This window comes from Spiroplasma endosymbiont of Nomada rufipes, from assembly GCF_964277355.1.
Classification (GTDB): domain Bacteria; phylum Bacillota_I; class Bacilli_A; order Mycoplasmatales; family VBWQ01; genus Spiroplasma_E.
This window is the reverse complement of sequence record NZ_OZ195517.1, coordinates 855,070-876,729: the sequence shown is the minus strand read 5'-3', so window position 1 is coordinate 876,729 and position 21,660 is coordinate 855,070. Positions and strand designations below refer to the sequence as shown.

The 21,660-nt window shown below is 24.8% G+C and carries 22 protein-coding genes; 18 read left to right on the top strand and 4 right to left on the bottom strand.

Annotated elements, in window-relative coordinates; all coding sequences use genetic code 4:
- The first annotated feature begins 103 nt into the window (after positions 1 to 103).
- The 14 genes from ACICQF_RS04795 (at position 104) to nusB (ending at position 14,461) form a co-directional block, all read left to right on the top strand.
- Complete coding sequence (locus tag ACICQF_RS04795; protein ID WP_395472970.1) at positions 104 to 817, top strand: GIY-YIG nuclease family protein; 714 nt, start codon at positions 104 to 106, stop codon at positions 815 to 817.
- Between the two features lie 72 nt (positions 818 to 889).
- Positions 890 to 1,840 (top strand): IS30 family transposase, encoded by a 951-nt coding sequence (locus ACICQF_RS04790; protein WP_395472969.1) that lies wholly within the window; start codon positions 890 to 892, stop codon positions 1,838 to 1,840.
- Positions 1,841 to 1,964: 124 nt separating this feature from the next.
- On the top strand, positions 1,965 to 3,887 hold the full coding sequence (gene parE / locus ACICQF_RS04785) for a DNA topoisomerase IV subunit B (RefSeq protein WP_395472968.1): 1,923 nt from the start codon (positions 1,965 to 1,967) through the stop codon (positions 3,885 to 3,887).
- A 20-nt stretch (positions 3,888 to 3,907) separates the two neighbouring features.
- Complete coding sequence (parC, locus tag ACICQF_RS04780) at positions 3,908 to 6,421, top strand: DNA topoisomerase IV subunit A (RefSeq protein WP_395472967.1); 2,514 nt, start codon at positions 3,908 to 3,910, stop codon at positions 6,419 to 6,421.
- A 159-nt stretch (positions 6,422 to 6,580) separates the two neighbouring features.
- A complete protein-coding gene (locus ACICQF_RS04775; protein ID WP_395472966.1) occupies positions 6,581 to 8,020 on the top strand; it encodes an NADP-dependent glyceraldehyde-3-phosphate dehydrogenase in 1,440 nt (479 codons plus the stop codon).
- A gap of 246 nt (positions 8,021 to 8,266) precedes the next feature.
- On the top strand, positions 8,267 to 9,217 hold the full coding sequence (locus ACICQF_RS04770) for an L-lactate dehydrogenase (protein ID WP_395472965.1): 951 nt from the start codon (positions 8,267 to 8,269) through the stop codon (positions 9,215 to 9,217).
- Between the two features lie 20 nt (positions 9,218 to 9,237).
- Positions 9,238 to 9,753 (top strand): formate/nitrite transporter family protein, encoded by a 516-nt coding sequence (locus tag ACICQF_RS04765; RefSeq protein ID WP_395472964.1) that lies wholly within the window; start codon positions 9,238 to 9,240, stop codon positions 9,751 to 9,753.
- Positions 9,743 to 10,066, top strand: coding sequence for a formate/nitrite transporter family protein (locus ACICQF_RS04760; protein ID WP_395473706.1), 324 nt, complete (start codon positions 9,743 to 9,745; stop codon positions 10,064 to 10,066). The genes ACICQF_RS04765 and ACICQF_RS04760 overlap by 11 nt, the downstream gene beginning before the upstream one ends.
- Before the next feature lie 294 nt (positions 10,067 to 10,360).
- Entirely contained in the window at positions 10,361 to 11,659 is a 1,299-nt protein-coding gene (locus tag ACICQF_RS04755; protein WP_395472963.1) for a hypothetical protein, read from the top strand.
- 173 nt (positions 11,660 to 11,832) lie between these two features.
- Complete coding sequence (rpmG, locus tag ACICQF_RS04750) at positions 11,833 to 11,982, top strand: 50S ribosomal protein L33 (RefSeq protein ID WP_174481164.1); 150 nt, start codon at positions 11,833 to 11,835, stop codon at positions 11,980 to 11,982.
- An 83-nt stretch (positions 11,983 to 12,065) separates the two neighbouring features.
- Positions 12,066 to 13,142 (top strand): M24 family metallopeptidase, encoded by a 1,077-nt coding sequence (locus ACICQF_RS04745; RefSeq protein WP_395472962.1) that lies wholly within the window; start codon positions 12,066 to 12,068, stop codon positions 13,140 to 13,142.
- A gap of 2 nt (positions 13,143 to 13,144) precedes the next feature.
- Positions 13,145 to 13,708 carry an elongation factor P gene (efp, locus tag ACICQF_RS04740; protein WP_395472961.1) on the top strand — a complete coding sequence of 188 codons (564 nt, stop codon included), beginning with the start codon at positions 13,145 to 13,147 and terminating at the stop codon, positions 13,706 to 13,708.
- Between the two features lie 14 nt (positions 13,709 to 13,722).
- Positions 13,723 to 14,091, top strand: coding sequence for a hypothetical protein (locus ACICQF_RS04735; RefSeq protein WP_395472960.1), 369 nt, complete (start codon positions 13,723 to 13,725; stop codon positions 14,089 to 14,091).
- Entirely contained in the window at positions 14,057 to 14,461 is a 405-nt protein-coding gene (nusB, locus tag ACICQF_RS04730) for a transcription antitermination factor NusB (protein ID WP_395472959.1), read from the top strand. The genes ACICQF_RS04735 and nusB overlap by 35 nt, the downstream gene beginning before the upstream one ends.
- A gap of 89 nt (positions 14,462 to 14,550) precedes the next feature.
- Here nusB and ACICQF_RS04725 read toward each other — a convergent pair whose 3' ends face one another.
- A complete protein-coding gene (locus tag ACICQF_RS04725) occupies positions 14,551 to 15,501 on the bottom strand; it encodes an IS30 family transposase (RefSeq protein WP_395472958.1) in 951 nt (316 codons plus the stop codon).
- A gap of 235 nt (positions 15,502 to 15,736) precedes the next feature.
- Between ACICQF_RS04725 and ACICQF_RS04720 the strand changes: the two genes are divergently transcribed.
- Both ACICQF_RS04720 and ACICQF_RS04715 read left to right on the top strand, forming a co-directional pair.
- Positions 15,737 to 16,480, top strand: a complete 744-nt coding sequence (locus ACICQF_RS04720) for a hypothetical protein (protein ID WP_395472957.1) — start codon at positions 15,737 to 15,739, stop codon at positions 16,478 to 16,480.
- Between the two features lie 16 nt (positions 16,481 to 16,496).
- The gene (locus tag ACICQF_RS04715) at positions 16,497 to 17,276 is read left to right on the top strand and encodes an alpha/beta hydrolase-fold protein (protein WP_395472956.1); all 780 of its coding nucleotides are present in this window, start codon (positions 16,497 to 16,499) and stop codon (positions 17,274 to 17,276) included.
- Here ACICQF_RS04715 and ACICQF_RS04710 read toward each other — a convergent pair.
- On the bottom strand, positions 17,269 to 17,562 hold the full coding sequence (locus ACICQF_RS04710) for a SemiSWEET family sugar transporter (RefSeq protein ID WP_395472955.1): 294 nt from the start codon (positions 17,560 to 17,562) through the stop codon (positions 17,269 to 17,271). The genes ACICQF_RS04715 and ACICQF_RS04710 overlap by 8 nt on opposite strands.
- Positions 17,563 to 17,609: 47 nt before the next feature.
- On the bottom strand, positions 17,610 to 17,741 hold the full coding sequence (locus ACICQF_RS04705; protein ID WP_395472954.1) for a hypothetical protein: 132 nt from the start codon (positions 17,739 to 17,741) through the stop codon (positions 17,610 to 17,612).
- 40 nt (positions 17,742 to 17,781) lie between these two features.
- Between ACICQF_RS04705 and ACICQF_RS04700 the strand changes: the two genes are divergently transcribed.
- Positions 17,782 to 18,732: an IS30 family transposase gene (locus tag ACICQF_RS04700; protein WP_395472953.1), complete on the top strand. Its 951-nt coding sequence runs from the start codon at positions 17,782 to 17,784 to the stop codon at positions 18,730 to 18,732.
- Positions 18,733 to 18,891: 159 nt separating this feature from the next.
- Positions 18,892 to 20,514: an ABC transporter ATP-binding protein/permease gene (locus ACICQF_RS04695; RefSeq protein WP_395472952.1), complete on the top strand. Its 1,623-nt coding sequence runs from the start codon at positions 18,892 to 18,894 to the stop codon at positions 20,512 to 20,514.
- Positions 20,515 to 20,567: 53 nt separating this feature from the next.
- On the opposite strand, the gene ACICQF_RS04690 is transcribed toward ACICQF_RS04695, so the two are convergent.
- Positions 20,568 to 21,617: a DUF3137 domain-containing protein gene (locus tag ACICQF_RS04690; RefSeq protein WP_395472951.1), complete on the bottom strand. Its 1,050-nt coding sequence runs from the start codon at positions 21,615 to 21,617 to the stop codon at positions 20,568 to 20,570.
- Positions 21,618 to 21,660 lie beyond the last annotated feature (43 nt).

The following is a 21,660-nucleotide window of genomic DNA, read 5'->3' as shown; positions in this document are numbered from 1 at the left end:
TAATTAATAATGAATAAAATTAAGAATTTACTTTAGGATAAAACATTAATATAATGTTAAAATCAAAATATCTTTTAATTTGTTAATAAATTTAGGTGAACTAATGGCAGAAAAATCTTTACTACAAATGAAAATTAAACTTTTACCTAATATTGCTGGATGTTATTTATTTAAAGATATACATAATAATTTAATTTATGTTGGTAAAGCTAATTCATTAAAAAAACGAGTAACTTCATATTTAAATAAAGCCAGTAATTTTAAAACAATGTTATTAGTTAATGATATTCATGATGTTGAATACATTACGACATCTAATGAAAAAGAGGCTTTAATTTTAGAACAAACATTGATTAAAAAACATCATCCTAAATATAATATTTTGTTAGCAGATGATAAAAAATATCCTTATATTCCAATTACTAATAATCGTGATCCACAATATCGTTATGTACGTAGTGCTACTAAAAAAGAGGGACATTATTATGGACCATTTCCCGATGGTACTGGTGCGCGTGAAATTTTAAAGTTATTGGAACGAATTTTTCCATTACGAAAATGTGCTGGTAATCTTGGTAAACCTTGTTTATATTATCATTTACAGCAATGTTCTGGTGCTTGTTTTAAATTGGTACCTATTACTTATTATGAAGATATGATTAGTAAAATTGATCAATTTTTCAAAGGGAATGTTACTGCTGTTAAAAAAATATTAATTAATAATATGAATATTAGTGTTGAAAACTTACAATTTGAAAATGCTAATCGTATTAAAATTTTGTTATGCTGAATTATACTTGTAAGTGCAAGTAAATAAAATTGCAAAAAATTCTCATATAAAAATTTCATAATTCTAAATTTAGTTTAGAAAAAAGTAAGGAGTTTTTATATGAGTTATAAACATCTTGGCATAGATGAAAGGATTTATATTGAGAATCAATTGAAATTTAAATTTAAAATTAGTGAAATAGCTAAAAATCTTAATCGAAGTATTAGTACTATTATTCGAGAAATTAATAGAAATAAAGATAATAATCATTATTTTTCATTAATTGCACAAAATAAAGCTGAAAATCGAAAACAATCACATATTAGTTTTCATAAGTTTAAAAATAAGAATTTAGTAAAATATGTACAACAAAAATTACTATTAGGTTGATCACCTGAACAAATTTATGGCAGAATTAAAAATTTTCATAAAGAGTGAGTTATTAGTTTTAAAACAATTTATAATTGAATTTATTTGGGTTTTCTTGATAAAGTTACTAGTAAAAATTTAAGAAGAAAAGGTAAAAAACGAAAATCTAAAGAAAATCGTGGCAAGTTTAATGGTAAATCAATTAAAGAACGAGATATAAATGTTAATGATCTTATAACACTTGGTCATTGAGAAGGAGATACTATAGTATCATCACGAGGTAAAAGCAAATCATGTTTAATAACTTTAATTGAAAGAGTATCACGATTTACTTTAGCAATATTAGTTAAAAACAGAACTACTAAAGTTATTAATAAAAATGTCAGTTATTATTTATCAATTCTTCCTAAAAACATTGTTAAAACTATTACTTTTGATCGTGGCAAAGAATTTTCAAATTGACAACAACTTGAAAAAAATTTAGATGTAAAAATTTATTTTGCCAATCCATATTCACCTTGACAAAGAGGTACTAATGAAAATACTAATGGTTTAATTAGAGAAAAATTTCCTAAAAAATTTATTTTTTCAAAAACTAATAAAAATGAAGTTCATAAATTTATATTGTCTTTAAATCAAAGACCGAGAAAAATATTAAATTATCTTTCACCAATCGAATATTTGGATAGAAAAATAATTTAGTTGCACTTACCTTTACAATTTAGCAATTATAAAATTGATTTAGTTCTTTTATCGACATTATCTTTAAATAAATAAATATATGATAAAATGAAAATGAAATAAATTGTAGTAAGGAGTTTTTTTCATGACAAATAAACCAAAAAGCAGTGTTTATAATGAATCATCAATTCAAATTTTAGAAGGTCTAGAAGCAGTTAGAAAAAGACCTGGAATGTATATTGGTTCTACTGATAATCGTGGTCTTCATCATCTAGTTTGAGAAATTGTTGATAATGGTATTGATGAAGCATTAGCTGGCTTTTGTACTAGTATTGTTGTTACTATTAATTTTGATAAGTCAGTTACTGTTGAAGACAATGGTCGTGGTGTTCCAACTGGTATGCATGCTTCAAAAAAAAGTACTCCCGAAGTTATTTATACGGTTTTACATGCTGGTGGAAAATTTGACACTAATAGTTATAAAACCTCGGGTGGTTTACATGGTGTTGGTGCTTCAGTAGTAAATGCTTTAAGTAATTGAATGATTGTTACTATTCATCGTGATAAAAAAATTCATGAAATTAAATTTAAAAATGGTGGTAAGATTGATCAAAGTTTAAAAATGATTGGTAGCACTTATAAAACAGGAACTAGGGTACAATTTTTACCTGATTTTCATCGTGTTTTTCTAGGTTGTGATTGAAATGTTCATTTATTTGAACAACATTTACGTGAAAGTGCTTTTTTAATTAATGATTTAAGTATTCAATTAATTGATAAGAGGACAGGTACTGAAGAAACTTTTCATTATGAAAATGGCTTAGTTGCTTTCATGCAATATTTAAATAAAGATAAAAAAAATTTATCACCAATTGTTAGTTTAAAAGGTAAACAAAATAATATTGACGTTGAAATTGTATTACAATATACTGAAGATTATAGTGAAACGTTAGTAGGGTTTGCTAATAATGTTAAAACTGTTGATGGTGGAAGTCATTTAGTTGGTTTTAAAAGTGGTTTAACGAAAGCTATTAATGAATATGCAAGAAAACAAGAATTATTAAAAGCAAAAGATAAAAATTTAGAAGGTAATGATTTGCGAGAAGGTTTGGTTGCTATTGTTTCGTTGCGTATTCCTGAAAATTTAATTCAATATGAAGGTCAAACAAAAGGTAAATTAGGAACGCCCGAAGCAAGAATTGTTGTTGATAATATTGTTAATGAAAGATTTTCATTTTGACTTCATGAAAATAGTGATGCTGCTAAAAAAATTATTGATAAAGCCATTAAGGCTCGTGATATTCGTAATGCTTTAAGAAAAGAACGCGAATCATTGCGTAATAAAAGTAAAGATACGCAAAAATTTTTAGTAGGTAAATTGGTGCCTGCACAAAGTAAAAATCCTAACATTAATGAATTATTTTTAGTGGAAGGAGATTCCGCTGGTGGCAGTGCCAAGTCAGGTCGTGATCGTAAGTTCCAAGCGATATTACCTTTAAAAGGAAAAGTAATTAATGCCGAAAAAACTAAAGTAATTGATCTTTTTAATAATGAGGAAATTAGTATGATTATTAATGCGATTGGTGCTGGTGTTGGTAACGAATTTAGTATTGAAAATTGTAATTATAATAAAGTCATTATTATGACTGATGCCGATACTGATGGTGCCCATATTCAAATTTTATTACTAACTTTTTTCTATCGTTATATGCGAGATTTAATTACTTCGGGTAATATTTATATTGCATTACCGCCTTTATTTAAAATTTCTTTTAAAGAAGAAGAGCAAGAGAAACATGTATATGTTTGAAATGAGTTAGAATTAAAAGATAAAGTTGAAACAATTAAAGGTAAATATGACCTGCAACGTTATAAAGGTTTAGGAGAAATGAATGCTGAACAATTATGAGAAACAACTATGGATCCAAATGTACGTCAATTAATTAAAATTACTATTGAGGATGCTCTATCAGCAGAAACAGAAATTCAAATATTAATGGGTGATAAACCAGAAAAAAGACGAAAATGAATTGAAGAAAATATTTCTTTTGAAGCTAGTGATTATTAAGAAAAAGGAGTTTATAAGTTATGAATAGTAAAGAAGAGATTCAACAAAATAATGAACAAATTTTATCTTATCCTATTGATGATATTGTTGCAGAATGTTTTGGTCGATATGCCAAATATATTATTTTAGAACGAGCATTGCCCGATATCCGTGATGGTTTGAAACCAGTTCAACGTCGAATTTTGCATGCTATGAATGATTTGGGTTTAACCAATGATAAAGCATATAAAAAAGCAGCTCGTGTTGTTGGAGAAGTAATTGGTAAATATCATCCTCATGGTGATACAGCGGTTTATGCTGCTATGTGTAGAATGGCACAAGAGTGAAAGGTAGCATGACCATTAGTACAAATGCATGGTAATAAAGGTTCAATTGATGGTGATAATCCTGCTGCGATGCGATATACAGAAGCGCGTTTATCATTAATTTCAGAATTATTATTGAAGGATATTAAGAAAAATACTGTTAGTTTAATTAAAAATTTTGATGAATCAGAAACAGAACCAACAGTTTTACCTGCCTATTTTCCAAATTTATTAGTAAATGGTGCTTCTGGAATTGCTGTTGGAATGGCAACTAATATTCCACCTCATAATTTACAAGAAGTAATTAATGCAATTGTCATGAGAATTAATAATCCACAATGTAATTTAAGCGAATTAATGCGTGTTATTAGGGGTCCTGACTTTCCAACCGGAGGAATTATTCAAGGTATTAAAGGTATTAAAGAAGCTTATCGTTCTGGTAAAGGGCGAATTGCAATTCGTGCTAAAACTCATATTAATAATGAAGGTGAAATTCCACAAATAATTATTACCGAAATTCCATTTGAAGTTATTAAACAAGATTTGATTAAAAAAATTGATGATGTTAAAACATTAGCAAAAATTCATGGTATTAAAGAAGTACGTGATGAAACGGATCGTTTTGGTTTACGAATAGTTATTGATTTAGTAGAAGATAGTAAACCGCAAGAAATTTTAAATTATTTATTTAAAAATACCAATTTACAAATTTATTATAACTTTAATTTAGTAGCAATCGCTAACAAAAAACCAGTACAAATGAATTTAATTAATATGTTAGATTTTTATATTAATCATCAAATTGATGTTGTTACTAAGCGTTCACAATATGACTTAGCACAATTAGAACGAAGATTAGAGATTGTTAATGGTTTAGTTATTGCATTAAGTGAAGTTGATAAAGTAATTAAAATTATTAGAACATCAACTGACCGTATGCAAGCAAAATTAAATTTAATATCAGCTTTTAATTTTACTGATATTCAAGCAGAAGCAATTGTACAATTGCGTTTATATCGTTTAACTGCTACTGATATTCAATCATTAGTTTTAGAAAAAGCAGATATTGAAAGTAAAATTATTGTTTTACAAGAAATTCTTAATAATGAAAATTCACTACGTCAAGTTATTATTACTGAGTTAGAACAAATTAATTCTCATTTTTCTGGATTAAGAAAATCACAAATTCAAGGTGAAATTTCTGAAATTACAATTGATGAAAAAGCAACATTGCGACAAGAAAATGTATTTGTTAGTATTAGTTATGATGGTTGAATTAAGGTAATAAGTAGTAAAGTATTTTTACAAAATCTTGATTATCAAGATTTTGGACGTAAGCCAAATGATGTTATTATTGGTGGAGCAATGTTCAATAATTTTAATAATTTATTATTTTTTACAAATAAAGGTAATTATTTTTTAATACCAATTTTTAAATTAGAAGAAAATAAATGAAAAGATAATGGTATTCATGTTAATACGTTATGTAAACTTGAAGGAAATGAAAAAATTATTAGTGTTGCGCAAGTTAATAGTTTTGAACAGCCAAATGTAAATATAGTAGTCGCTACTAGATATGGTTTAATTAAAAGAATGCCACTTTTAGAGTTAGCAACTACTAGATTTAATAAAACCACCAAATATGTTAAGTTAAAAGAGAACGATAGTGTTATTAGTGTTAATAGTACTACCGGTCATGATTTTATTGTTATTAGTACTCGCAAGGGTATGACTTTAAAATATTTAGAAACGAAAGTTCCATTATTAACTAAAACTGCAACAGGTGTTAAAGCTTTGAAAATTAATTCTGAAGAAGATGAAGTGGTAGGAATGGCTTGTGGTAATAGTAATGATATTTATGCAATGTTAACATCAGTTGGAACAATTAAACGAATGTTATTCAATACTATTGAACAAACTTCACGAACAACAAAAGGTAATAAAGTAATAAAAGTTCCTAAAAGTAAAAGTATTAGTATTATTAAAACCTTCTTATCACCAGCAACATCTTTTATTAATATATTAACGAAAAAAGAAAAATGATTAGTGATTAAAGCAAGTGACATTAATCTTAGCAAGGTAAATGAAGGAACTGGCAAAGTAGTTACTGATGATATTATTGCTGGTGGTAATAATTTAGTGATTGATTTAAAAACTGATGTTATTGATGCTGATATATCATCAATATCAGAAAATTTTAATACAAAAGAAAGCAACAATGGTATTTAAAATAAACTTTTTTATTGAAAATTATGAACTTTTTTAAAGAATTAGTTTTTTTGATTTTCATAATATAAATTTAAATAATAATTTTAGTTAAGAGTGAATAGGATAGGACTTATATCAATGCTATAATTATTATAGTAGTGATTTAAGGAGGAAGTATAGATGACAAATAATATTATTAAATATCAATCTCTAATTAATGGTGAGTTGTATGAAAATGGTAATTGAATATCAGTTATTAACCCCACTACTAATAAAATAGCAGGCCAAGTTCCTGCCTTAACTAAAGTTGAAATTAAAAAAGTATATGAATTTGCCAAATTTGCTCAAAAAAATTGAGAACAAATGCCTATTTTAAAAAGAATTTCTTTTTTAAATTCTTGAAAACAATTAATTATTCGCGATAAATTAATACTTGCTGAATTAATGACCAATGAAATTGCTAAAGGCACAAAAGCGGCTTGCAGTGAAATTGATAGAACAGTTGAATATATTGAATATACTTTACAAGAAGCATTACGTCTTCATCCTGAATCTTATACAGGTGATAGTTGAGGAAGTATGAACAAATTAGCTATTTTTGAATACGTACCAAAAGGAATTGTTCTTGCTATTTCCCCTTTTAATTATCCGATAAATTTATCAGTCTCTAAAATATTTCCAGCACTTGTGACCGGTAATAGTGTTGTTTTTAAACCTGCAACACAAGGATCATTGGTGGGATTACACTTAGCTAAATTAGCCAAAGAAGCTAACATTCCTAATGGTGTTTTTAATGCTATAAGTGGTAAAGGTAGTGAAATTGGTGATAGTTTAGTTGAAAATGAAGCAATTAATGTTATTTCTTTTACTGGTAGTGCTGTTGTTGGTAATCGTATTTCACAGAAATCTTTAAAAGCTGATTTGATTTTAGAATTAGGAGGTAAAGATCCAGCAATAGTGCTTAATGATGCTGATCTTGAAGATACAGCAACCAAAATCATTAAAGGTGCATTTAGTTATTCAGGACAACGATGTACTGCTATTAAGAGAGTGTTAGTACAAAGAACAATTAGTAGCAAATTAATTCCAATTTTAAAAGAAAAAGTTGAAAAATTAACTGTTGGTTTGCCCACAGATGATTGTGATATTACTCCTGTTATTGATCAACCAACAGTTGATAATGCTAAAAAATTAATTAAAGATGCTTTAGATAAAGGAGCCAATTTTTTAATTGGTAATAAATTTAAAGAAAATTTAATGTGACCAACTATTATTACTGACGTAACAACAAAAATGAATTTAGCATGAGAAGAACCTTTTGCACCATTGTTGCCGATTATTATTTTTGATGAAGTAAAAGAAGCAATTAATATTACAAATGATTCACAATATGGTTTACAAGCTTCTGTTTTTACTACTAATATTAATAGTGCAATGAGTATTGGTAAATTATTAGAAGTTGGAAGTGTTAATATTAATGATCAGTCACAACGTGGTCCCGATCACTTTTCTTTTGTTGGTGTTAAGGATTCAGGTCTTGGCGTACAAGGTATTCGTCCTTCGTTACTTGCTTTTACTAGACCAAAAGGGATTGTTATTAATTGAAAAACAAAAATTTAAAAGAAAAAATAAAACTTATTTTAATAAAAAAATAAGTTTTATTTTTTTATTAAAATAGTGGTAAGATAAAAATGTAATAAATTTTTGTACTTGTTAATTAGATTTTTATTTTTTTAACATTCTTATATAAAAAGCATAATAAAAATATTACATATCATTGTAACTTTTATTTTAAAAAGTAAGTTATTAAAATAGTGCCGAGGATAAAGTACTGTTACATGAAATGCAAAAAATATGGAGGTAAATATGGCAAAACGAAAAATTGTCCTTGTTGGATGTGGAGCTGTTGGTAGTAGTTTTATTTACAGTGCCATTAATCAAGGTTTAGCCCAAGAATATGTATTAATTGATGCTTTTGAAGGTATAGCTGAAGGTAATGCGATTGATTTTGCTGATTGTCAAGCAGCTTTAGATCATCCTTTTATTTCAATTAAGGCTGGAAATTACAGTGATTGTAAAGATGCTGATATTATTGTTATTACTGCTGGAAGACCACAAAAAGATGGTGAAACAAGATTAAATATGGTAGCAGATAATGCCAAAATTATGAAGAGCATTGCTTTAGAAATTAAAAAATCAGGATTTAAAGGTGTTACTATTATTGCATCTAATCCTGTTGATATAATGACAACTGTTTATCAAAAAATTACACAATTTGATTATCATCAAGTATTAGGTTCTGGTACAATTTTAGATACCTTACGTTTACAATATTTAATTGGAGAAAAAATTGCAGTTAATCCAAAGTCAGTTGCTGCTTATGTAATTGGTGAACATGGTGATTCTTCAATGATTCCTTGAAGTTCGGTTTCGGTAGGTAATAAAACTATTTATCAACAAATTACTGAAGGTAGAATTAAAGAAAAAGATTTAGAAGAATTAAGAAAAGAAGTAGCACAAAGAGCTTATAAAATTATTAAATTAAAACGCGCAACTTTTTATGGTATTGGTGCAGCATTGGCATTATTAGTAAGAAATATCCTTGAAGGACAAAATCACGTTTTAGTAGCGGGTGCTTATTTACAAGGAGAATATGGACAGCAAGGTTTTTATATTGGTGTACCAACAATACTTTACGAAAAAGGTTGAAAAAGAGTAGTTAAGTTACCATTAACGAAAGAAGAGCAAACGGCATTTGATAAATCTTGTGCAATTATTAAAGAAACTTTAGAAACAGCTTTTGCTGCTATTAAATAAAAGATAGGAGTAGTTTATTCGTGAATACAAGTTTAGAAAATATTAATAATGAAGAAACATTAACAAGTATTGAAACTTATATTGCTGTTTATAAGTATGCATTCAAGAAAGCACAAAGTCCGTTATTAAAAACTTTTTTAATGGGTATTGCGGCCGGACTTTTTGTTGGTATTGCTTATATTGCGGCTATTTTTGGTAGTAGAGGATTAAGTGATAATGGTATTAAAAATTTAACATTTGGTTTTATTTTTACTTTAGCAATTACTATGATTTTCTTTATGGGTGGTGAACTTTTTACTTCTAATTCCATGATATTTATGCCATTAATAAAAAAACAAGTTAAGTTAACAAGAATGTTAATTAACTTACTAGTAGTATTAATTGGTAATTTTATAGGTTTTTTTATTCTTTCATTATTTACATGATGAGCAGGATTTTTTGATAATCAAGCTTTTTTGGATAATGCTGTTAGTATTTTTAATCATAAATTAGTAATGTCTTGATGAAAAGCCTTTTTAGAGTGGTATATTATGTAATTTTTTAGTAGCAGAAAGTGTTTATATTTCTCATGCCACTCGTTCATCTACTGCTAAATTTTTATTAATAGGATTAGTAATTATGGTTTTTGCCTTATCTGGTTTTTCTCACGTTGTAGCAAATTCTTATTTTTGAGGATTACGACCTTTGTTTAATATTTATGGAATTCATAGTGGATTTAATGACTTTTTACAATTTGGTTATCAAGTACAACTTCCAACCTTATTTGGTAATTTTATTGGTGGTGGTATTTTATTACCTGGTATGTATTATTTAATATTTAGAAAAGAATTACCAAAAATAACATTATAAATATATTATTAGTTTAATATAAAAATTAATCCATTACTTTAGTTTTAAGTAATAGATTTATTAATTTTATGAAAATAAATTAATTGTAAATAGAAGTTATTTGATAAGCATATTTTAAAATTTGTCAAATTAAAGATTTTAAAAAGGAGAATGGTTTTGATAAAAAATATTTTTTAGAAAATAGATTAGAATACTTTAATATTAATTTTTTATTGCATTTATTTTTTTTGAAAATTAAAATGTAATTAACTTCTTAAATTTAAGAAGTTAATGGGGAAAAAGGAGGTTTTCATCATGAAAGCATTATTAAAAACATTAAGTGTTTTAACACTTGCAACAACTGTTAGCAGTTTAAGTAGTATTTTAAATACTAATAATATAGGTACGAATGCTAATCAGTTACAAGATTTAAAATGTAATCTTCAACAAAATAAAGATGATATTTCTTTAATTAATTTGAATAAAAAAGGTAAATTTTATTTTTTTAATAATAATCTTGGTTTAGTGATTAATGGAAATCAATTATGATTTTTAGATAAAGATAAGAAGTTTCAAGAAATTTCTAATCCTGATCATGTAAGATTCACTGAATTCACTAATGGTCAAGGAGGAAATTACGGAATTTTAACAGAAAAATCTACCAAAAACCTGTATTTATTAACTTCTAATGGTGTTTTAACTTCATTAAAAATAGAAATATTTAAAGAATTTAATCTTTATGGCAAGGTAACAGCAATTAGTAATACAAAATTTTTAATTGAAACAAAAATTTTAAATCACACTATACTTACTCTTGGAGAAGTAAAAGATCAAAAATTAATGCCATTAAAATTTGTTTCTTTATTTCATACAATAAAAGAAATTAACTATATTCGTGATGATGAAGTTATTATTAAGTCAGATAATGGAGACTATAGTCTTTTAATAAGTAATTCCGATTTTACTATTAATAAATTATCGTGAACAGCAAAATATTTTTTTAAAACTAATAGGGAAGTTTGATTAATTAAAGATGATAATAATCAAGTATTAATTTATGATTATGTAAGTAATACATATTCTGAATTAGATCTTTATGGAATTGATATTATTAGATTAAATAGTAAAACATATATTTTAAAAGAAGATAGTAAAAATATTCAAATTATTGATTCATCAGGTCAAGTTATTAAAGGAAAATATAATTTTGAAATTTCTGATGATTATGATTTATTGAATATTAATAGTCAATTATTACTTTTATTTGATCGACAACAAAAAATGACAGTTAGAATAATTGAGAGAAATCTTAATTCTGAAAATGAATTAGTTGTATTAAAAACAATAAATTTAACTAATGAAATAAGTGAAATAAAATTATTAAATAATCAAGAAAATAAGGGTAAATCTTCAACTAATTTTTTCGTTAAAACATTAAATAATACAAATTATGTTCTTAATATTGATGCAAATATAAACAAAATTGAGAATTTAGAAGTTAATACTAAAAGTATTCCTGATGGAATGAATGGCGAAATTAATAGATATAATAAAACAGTTAGTATTTTTACACAGTATAAAACTGATGACTTATATTGATATCAAGTGTTTTAAATAATATTATTTAAATAATTACCTAGTTACTGATATTTTTTATTTTTAATATTAGTAACATTTTTTCATATAAGGAAGTTTAAAAATAATTCCTTTATTTAATTGAACTAACTATTTAATTATGCAATAATATTGAATTGTATATAACTCAATTATTATTAAGGAGGCGCACAATGCGTGATGGATTAACTTTAAGATGTGAAGTTTGCAAAGAAGAAAATTATATTGCTGATCGTAATAAAAAAACTAAGCCTGAAAAATTAGAAACAAAAAAACATTGTTCTCGTTGTAATCAACATACACTACATAAAGAAAAGAAATAAGTAAAACTTATTTCTTTTCTTTAATTTGCAGTACAATATACTTAGTTATTAATTAATGATTTATTAAAAGGATTGAATTTAAAATGAAAAATTTAAATAAAAAAGAAATTATTGAAACAATATTAACCAAAAATAAAATAGATGCTATGTTATTTTATTCTCCCGAAAATCGCTTTTGATATAGTGATTTTATTTCAACGTTAGGTTATTTATTGATTAGCAAAAATGATGCAAATTTATTATTAGATGGAAGATATATTACTGAGGGAAAAGAAAATGCCAAAAATGTTAAATGCATTCAATTTAGTAATATTTTTTCTTCATTGAAAGATTTATTAAAATCACAAAAAATTAAAAAAATTGTTTTTGAAGCAGAATATATTACTATTGCTCAATTAGAAAGTTGAAAGCAAGAAATTAAAGATATTGAATTTGTTCCAATTTATGTTAGTTCACTAAGAATGATTAAAGATGAAATCGAAATTGCACGAATTGCAAAAGCTTGTGCTATTGGTGATTTGGCTTTTAATGAAGTTTTAAACTTTATCCGACCTGGTGTTAGTGAAAAAGATGTTGAAGATATAATATTACGTTCATTTGTTAAAAATGGTGCAACAAAAGCATCATTTGATACTATTGTTGCTTCTGGAGAAAGAGGAGCAATGCCTCATGGTAAAGCTAGTAATAAAAAAATTGGCAATAATGAGTTAATTACTTGTGACTTTGGTTGTGTATATGAAGGTTTTTGTTCAGATATGACTAGAACTTTTGCGATTGGTAAAGTTAATCCAAAATTAATTGAAATTCATGAAATAGTTAAGTCAGCACAAATGGCAGGAATTAAGGCTGTAAAGCCGGGTATAGCTATTGGTGAAATTGATAAGATTTGTAGAGAATATATTAAAGAAAAGGGTTATGAACAATATTTTACTCATGGTACTGGTCATGGACTTGGTATTGAAATTCATGAATCACCTTGAGTTATTAAAAATGAATCTACTATTTTAGTTCCGGGAATGGTTATTACTGTTGAACCAGGTATTTATATTCCTAATTTAGGTGGTGTTAGAATTGAAGATGATATTTTAGTTACCAAAGATGGTTATCAAATTTTAACAAAATCATCTCGTGAAATTGATATTTGAAAGGAGAAAAAATAAAAATGATTAACGTTAATGATTTTAAACCAGGAATTACTTTTTTACATAATAAAACTGATATTTTAATAGTTATTGAATCAGCACATTCTAAAAGTGGACGTGGACAAGCGCATGTGAAAGTAAAAGCAAAAAATTTAAGAACACAAGTTATTATTAGTATTACTTTTACTGGTGGTGATACAGTTTATCCAGCTATTATTGATAAACGACCAGCAATTTATAGTTATGATGATGGTATGTATTCAGTTTTTATGGATAATGAAGATTATAATGAAATTAGGATTGATCAATCACGCTTATCATGAGAAAAAAAATTTTTAGTTCCTGGTAATGAAGTATCATTAAGGGTTTATAAAAATTTAGAAATATTAGGTATTGATTTACCTCCTTCGGTAGTATTAGCGGTTGTTGATGCTCCACCAGGAGTAAAGGGAAATAGTGTTTCTAATACAACAAAAACAGCTATTTTAGAAAATGGTTTACAATTACAAGTACCAATGTTTATTAATAATGGTGATAAAATTGTAGTAAGTACAGATGAAGGGAAATACAAAAATCGCGCTTAAGAAAGGTGAATATTATGGAAATACTTATTGAAGAAAGTAAAGTTGGAACATTAAAATTATCTTCGTTAATTATTAAAAAATTTATTTATATGTTATTAATTAATGATAACTATCAATTAACATTAGAAGATGTTGAAGTTCTAATGTTAGAAACAAATGATATTACTGCTATTAATAATAATATTGTTGTGCGAATAAAATTAATTGTTAATCCAAATGAAGATTTAGTAAATTTAAAAAATAAAATTAATAATTTAATTTTAAGACGTACTGAATCAGCTTTAAATTTATTTTTATTAAATATTCATATAATATTTATTGCTGAAACTAAGGAAGTAGAAATCAACAATGCAAGAACAAAAGAAGATAACCCAGCATCATAAAAGAATTGGCATGATGGAAGTATTATATCAATATTTCCTTGAAGGCCAATCACAACAATGGTTTAAACAATTTCTTTTTGAAGAAGAAGGTAAGAGTTTAATTACTGAACAATGTGAGATATTAAATAAAATAATTGATTATGAATATGATTTAATAGATTTAATCAATAATAATTTAAAACAAGGATGAGATTTTGAAAATTTAAAACCAATTGAACAAGCAATTTTAATTTTAGCAGTGTATGAAATTGTCCATACTAAAACAGATAAAAAAATTATTATTAATGAAGCTATTATTATAACTAAAGCTTATTGTCCAAATGATGCTTATAAATACATTAATGGTGTTTTAGATAAAATAAATAAGTAATTATAACTAGTATATGATTGAATTTAGTTAATAACTATATTTCTAATATAAATATATTATATTATGCTAAATTGTAAAGGTAAGTGCAACTAAATTATTTTTCTATCCAAATATTCGATTGGTGAAAGATAATTTAATATTTTTCTCGGTCTTTGATTTAAAGAAAATATAAATTTATGAACTTCATTTTTATTAGTTTTTGAAAAAATAAATTTTTTAGGAAATTTTTCTCTAATTAAACCATTAGTATTTTCATTAGTACCTCTTTGTCAAGGTCAATATGGATTGGCAAAATAAATTTTTACATCTAAATTTTTTTCAAGTTGTTGTCAATTTGAAAATTCTTTGCCACGATCAAAAGTAATAGTTTTAACAATGTTTTTAGGAAGAATTGATAAATAATAACTGACATTTTTATTAATAACTTTAGTAGTTCTGTTTTTAACTAATATTGCTAAAGTAAATCGTGATACTCTTTCAACTAAAGTTATTAAACATGATTTACTTTTACCTCGTGATGATACTATAGTATTTCCTTCCCAATGACCAAGTGTTATACGATCATTAACATTTATATCTCGTTCTTTAATTGATTTACCATTAAACTTGCCACGATTTTCTTTAGATTTTCGTTTTTTACCTTTTCTTCTTAAATTTTTACTAGTAACTTTATCCAGCATTCCAAAATAAATTCAAGTATAAATTGTTTTAAAACTAATAACTCACTCTTTATGAAAATTTTTAATTCTGCCATAAATTTGTTCAGGTGATCAACCTAATAGTAATTTTTGTTGTACATATTTTACTAAATTCTTATTTTTAAATTTATGAAAACTAATATGTGATTGTTTTCGATTTTCAGCTTTATTTTGTGCAATTAATGAAAAATAATGATTATTATCTTTATTTCTATTAATTTCTCGAATAATAGTACTAATACTTCGATTAAGATTTTTAGCTATTTCACTAATTTTAAATTTAAATTTCAATTGATTCTCAATATAAATCCTTTCATCTATGCCAAGATGTTTATAACTCATATAAAAACTCCTTACTTTTTTCTAAACTAAATTTAGCATTATGAAATTTTTATATGATAATTTTTTGCAATTTTATTTACTTGCACTTACAAGTATAATTCAGCATAATTAATTATCAATGATATTATTGGCAATTAAATATAATAAATAAGTAACATTATTTACTTATTTATTTCAATGTTATAATTATTTTAAGATTAAATTTAAAAATATATAATTAGATTGGAAGTAAAAAATGATTCCCGAATATCGATTATTTAACCATCTTTTGCTTTTAAAAAGTAATTATTTTTTTAAGCGCGAAATTAAAAAAAAATTAGGTCATTTAAAATCAAAAGATTATCGTAATACTTATAACTTAATATTTAATAGTAATCAAAATTTAATGTTTATGAAAATAGTAAGTGTTTATTTATATTTTAATAAAATTTCTTATAAAGAATATTTAAGATTAGTTGCAAATTTTATATTAACTATTTCTGCTTTAATTCCTACTTTTAAGCGTCAAGAAAAACAGTTAGATGATTATCAAAATGCCAAGGAACTTTTATTATTACTTGGATGTAAAGACCAAATAAAAGTTTGGTTTGATGATACTTCAAAAGTAGTATTACCTGATTTTTTGGTAAATAATTCTAATTTGAAAAAAGAAAGTTTGCTCATAATTAAAAGATTGGTAAATATTAGTGGTAATATTTTTATTAATTTAACTAAGAATGAAACAAACATAAAAAATAATTATGAGTTTGGAAGTTTATTAATGTTATTTTACTTGTTGGATTTAGAAACTAGAAAAACATTACTGACAAAAGATAGTACTGATTTAAATTTAAAAGCTTTTTTTTCATATGAAACTTTATTTACTAATAAGTTGATAATTTTAGATGAATTGGTTAAATGTGCTATGCGCTTAGAACAAACTAATTTTAATTTTTATATTAGAATAATGAATTATTCTTTGTTAGGAAATTATCAATAAATTAAGGAGAAAAAATATGAATAATTATGATATAAAAGTTGAAAATATTAAAAGTAAATTTTTAAACATTAATAAATATATTATTATTGCTTTACCTTCTATTTATGATCAAAATATTGCTTATGAAGTTTATTTAGTTTTTGATGGTAAAGATATGTTACTTAATAGTAATAGTAATATTTTATTTGAAAATAATAGTAATTGTATTTTTATTGGTATTGGTAGTACCAATAATATGACTCGTTTTAATGATTTAGCAACTTATACCAATGATGATGTAAAAATATTAATGACAAAATATTTTCCTGAATTAAAAAAAAGTAACATTGATTTTCTTGGTGGTAATGGTAAAAATTACTTAGAATTTATTATTAATGAGGTTATACCGTTTGTTATTAAAAAGTTTAATTTAAAAATTAAAAATTTAAATGCCATTGGTTGTTCTTTGGGAGCATATTTTTGTTTACAAATGTTATATTTATCAAAATTACAATTTACAAAATTATTATTATTTTCGCCAGCAATTTGATTTAATTCACAAATTATTGAAGATTTAAAAACTAAAGTTTTAAATAATAATCAACCTTTAATAGTTGAACTATGGGTAGGAAAAAAAGAACCAAAGTTTTTTGAAGGCAAATTAGTAACAAATTATGAAAGTAATACTATTGAATTAAAAAAAATATTAACTAATAGAAAAATTACTACTAATTTAGTAATTGATGAAAATGGTAGTCATGGTTTTAAATGATGAATTAAATATATTAATGAAAATCCTTTAATTCTTATTACCTAATTGAAACTATGGTTTTTCTTTTTTTTCTAAAAATATTATTAATTTTTAGAATTAAAATAATACTTGCAAAAAATAATACAATAGTATTAGTTGTAATAATAGCAGGTTGATTAGACAATATTGCAAAAATAATTCATGTTATTGCTGATAGTACAAAAATAATATACATATATAATGATAATGATTTTGTATCTCTGGTGCGAATTATTTTAAAACTTTGAGGAATTAAAACAATACTAGTTAAAATTGCTCCAATCCAAGATAAAATATTAATTGTAAGTTCCATATCTTTCTCTCCTAAATTCTTACTATATTTTATTATTCTAAATGTTATTATAAGATATTGATGGTTAAGTTGATAGTAAAAATAATAATTTTAAGTATAATTATTTTAATAAATTGCTGAATTATACTTGTAAGTGCAAGTAAATAAAATTGCAAAAAATTCTCATATAAAAATTTCATAATGCTAAATTTAGTTTAGAAAAAAGTAAGGAGTTTTTATATGAGTTATAAACATCTTGGCATAGATGAAAGGATTTATATTGAGAATCAATTGAAATTTAAATTTAAAATTAGTGAAATAGCTAAAAATCTTAATCGAAGTATTAGTACTATTATTCGAGAAATTAATAGAAATAAAGATAATAATCATTATTTTTCATTAATTGCACAAAATAAAGCTGAAAATCGAAAACAATCACATATTAGTTTTCATAAGTTTAAAAATAAGAATTTAGTAAAATATGTACAACAAAAATTACTATTAGGTTGATCACCTGAACCAATTTATGGCAGAATTAAAAATTTTCATAAACAATGAGTTATTAGTTTTAAAACAATTTATAATTGAATTTATTTGGGTTTTCTTGATAAAGTTACTAGTAAAAATTTAAGAAGAAAAGGTAAAAAACGAAAATCTAAAGAAAATCGTGGCAAGTTTAATGGTAAATCAATTAAAGAATGAGATATAAATGTTAATGATCGTATAACACTTGGTCATTGGGAAGGAGATACTATAGTATCATCACGAGGTAAAAGCAAATCATGTTTAATAACTTTAGTTGAAAGAGTATCACGATTTACTTTAGCAATATTAGTTAAAAACAGAACTACTAAAGTTATTAATAAAAATGTCAGTTATTATTTATCAATTCTTCCTAAAAACATTGTTAAAACTATTACTTTTGATCGTGGCAAAGAATTTTCAAATTGACAACAACTTGAAAAAAATTTATATGTAAAAATTTATTTTGCCAATCCATATTCACCTTGACAAAGAGGTACTAATGAAAATAATAATGGTTTAATTAGAGAAAAATTTCCTAAAAAATTTATTTTTTCAAAAACTAATAAAAATGAAGTTCATAAATTTATATTGTCTTTAAATCAAAGACCGAGAAAAATATTAAATTATCTTTCACCAATCGAATATTTGGATAGAAAAATAATTTAGTTGCACTTACCTTTACAATTTAGCATTACTTAACTAAAATAAAAATTATTTACTCATATTTTAATTGTTAATAGCACCAAGATGATATATAATGATTTATTAGAACCAAATTTAGATAGTGAAAATAGTAGTTTAGATTGAAAGGAGAGGAAATAAAAAATGTTAGAAAAAGAAACAAAAACAAATTTAACAGAAACAACACATGAAAAAAGAGTTAAAAATAGTGACTTTCTAATTAATGCTACTGACATTGTTAAAGTATACGGTGATAAAACGGTTTTAAATAAATTAAATATTCAAATTAAAGCTGGTGAGCGAATTGGAATCATTGGTGCAAATGGTAGTGGTAAGTCAACACTAACAGAAATTATTGCTGGTATTAGACATGCAACTTCAGGAGTTATTGAAAAAAAAGAATGTATTGTTATTGGTTTTCAATTTCAAGAATCAAAATATCCACCAGGGATTACTGTTATGGATATGCTTACTTATTATTTAGAAACATTTAATATCGAAATCAATGTTGGTCAATTAAATGAATTATTAAATACCTATCAATTATCAGCTGCTAAAAATAAAAATATTATGTTTCTATCTGGTGGTCAACAACAACGACTTAATATATTATTAAGTGTTATTCATAAACCTGACTTGGTTATTTTAGATGAAGTATCAACTGGTTTAGATATTGAAGTTAAGGAAGAAATATTTGATTTTTTACAAAAAAATATTGTTGAAAAAAATGTAGCAATGATTTTAGTTACTCATAACATGAGTGAAATTGAACATTTCTGTACACGTATCATTTATATGCATGATGGTGACATTATTGAAAAACGGACTGTTAAAGAAGTCGTTAAAGAATATGGTTCAGTTCATAACTATACATCTCAACAATTTCAAAAATATAAAAAACCTACTATTGCTGCAGAAAAAGAAGCATTATCTAAGAAAAAAGGTCAGCAAGATCCAAACAAAATTGTAAATGCCGCAAAAACACGCCCTTCTAAACAAATACCGTTATTGAATTTAATGTTTAAATATTATCTAAAAGGCTTCTTTGTCCCATTTTTTCTAATTGTTTATCCAATTCTAATTTTGGGAATTCAAGGAGAATCAATACGGCATACTGGTGCTGATGTTGCTAGCACCATTACTGCTGTTAAACAAATGATTGCTGGTATTGCGATTGTTAATATTATTTCAGTTGGAATATTTATTATTCCTCAAACAATTATTGAATTTAAATTATCTGTATTACTAAAAAGAATTGGTGCAACTAATATTCATCCTTTATTTTTTGTTACTGCTGTAATTATCATCGGTGTATTTGCTTCAATAATTTCTTTCTTATGAACATTATTATGAGGGGGCATTTACTTTGGTGGTACGTATGGCTGAAGTGTTATTGCTCTTCCTACTCAAATTGGTGCTTCTATTCCATGAATTATTATTATTTTTATTACTACTATTGGTTTAGGAATAATGTTAGCATCACTATTTAAGACTATTACTTCATTTATTGCTGTTGCCAACGTATTATATTTACCTGTTGCTTACTTAAGTGGCTCAATTATGCCTATTGATTGAATTACAAGTAGTAAAGTATTAAATATTATTAGTTATTTCTCACCATTTAAATACTCTACTTTGCCTTACTTTGAATGTTGAAATGGAACATTTAAAATGACATGAGAAATGTATTTATATGGAGGTATTAGTTTAATAATACTAGCAATTTTTATGGGAATTGCTGCTCGCAAATTAAAATGACAAGATTAATAATCTAAATTTAAAAGTGATTGGGAATCCCAATCATTTTTAATATTTTTTAATTATTTAAATAATAATTCCTTACTTAAATCTAAACTTACTACTCATTGATAAGAGTTTATTATAATATCTAATGTAAAATTTAACATTTCAACAACATTTTCTAATAATTTTTCTTCACTATTAGCAATAACTAAATTTAATAAATTAGCAGTAGAACTATTATCAGAACCAATATTCATATAAGGAAGCATTAGAGTGACTTGATTTTTATTAAAATAAATACGTGGTATTTTTTCTTGTGTATTTGCTAAATCAACCATTTTGCTCATTACTTTCGGCACTAATAACTTTCTTAACTTAATTGGATCACTATAATCAAGAGCAAATAACTTTTCAAATGCTGCTGATTCAAGTTGATCACCATGATTTGAACCCATAATTCTTGAACCTAATGTTTCAGGAACAATCGTTGTTATTACATCTTTCATATCAATTAAACACGTAAAATAAAGATATCGATTATATGTAGTACTAGTAGTTGTAGTTTTTCCTGTCTTGTAAGTTCTAGTAATCTTTTCTAAGGTTGTTCCACAATTAAAATTTTTATCATTAATACTACCAATAATAACTTTTTCAGTTCAAACACGATGATTAAAATCACTACCAATAACTAAGAATTTTTGTGGTACAATGGTAAAATTATTAGTAACATTAGTAATTTCAACTGCTTTAAAAGTAGAATTAACTGCCATTTTTAAATAATTAATATTATATTCTAAAAATTCTCGTTTTATTTTTTTAGAAAAAGTTTGTCCAACTGTTACTAACAATGTTCCAACTAAAATAAAAATAATACCAATAATAACTATTACTAAATAAAATGTGCTAGACACTTTTTCAGGTAATAAACTACTCAGAAAAATTATCCATAACATAATAGTAAAAAAACCTAATGCCAAAATAATATAAGCAATAATTTTATATACATTGCTTATAAACATTCGCTTAAAGGAAGTATTTAAAATATTGTTATAAATTGAATGTATATTTTCTTTAATAATTTTTAATTCATTCTCATTAAACTTTATAATACTATTATTTCTGCTCATTTTTCCTCCCATATATTAATTGCTAAATTGTAAAGGTAAGTGC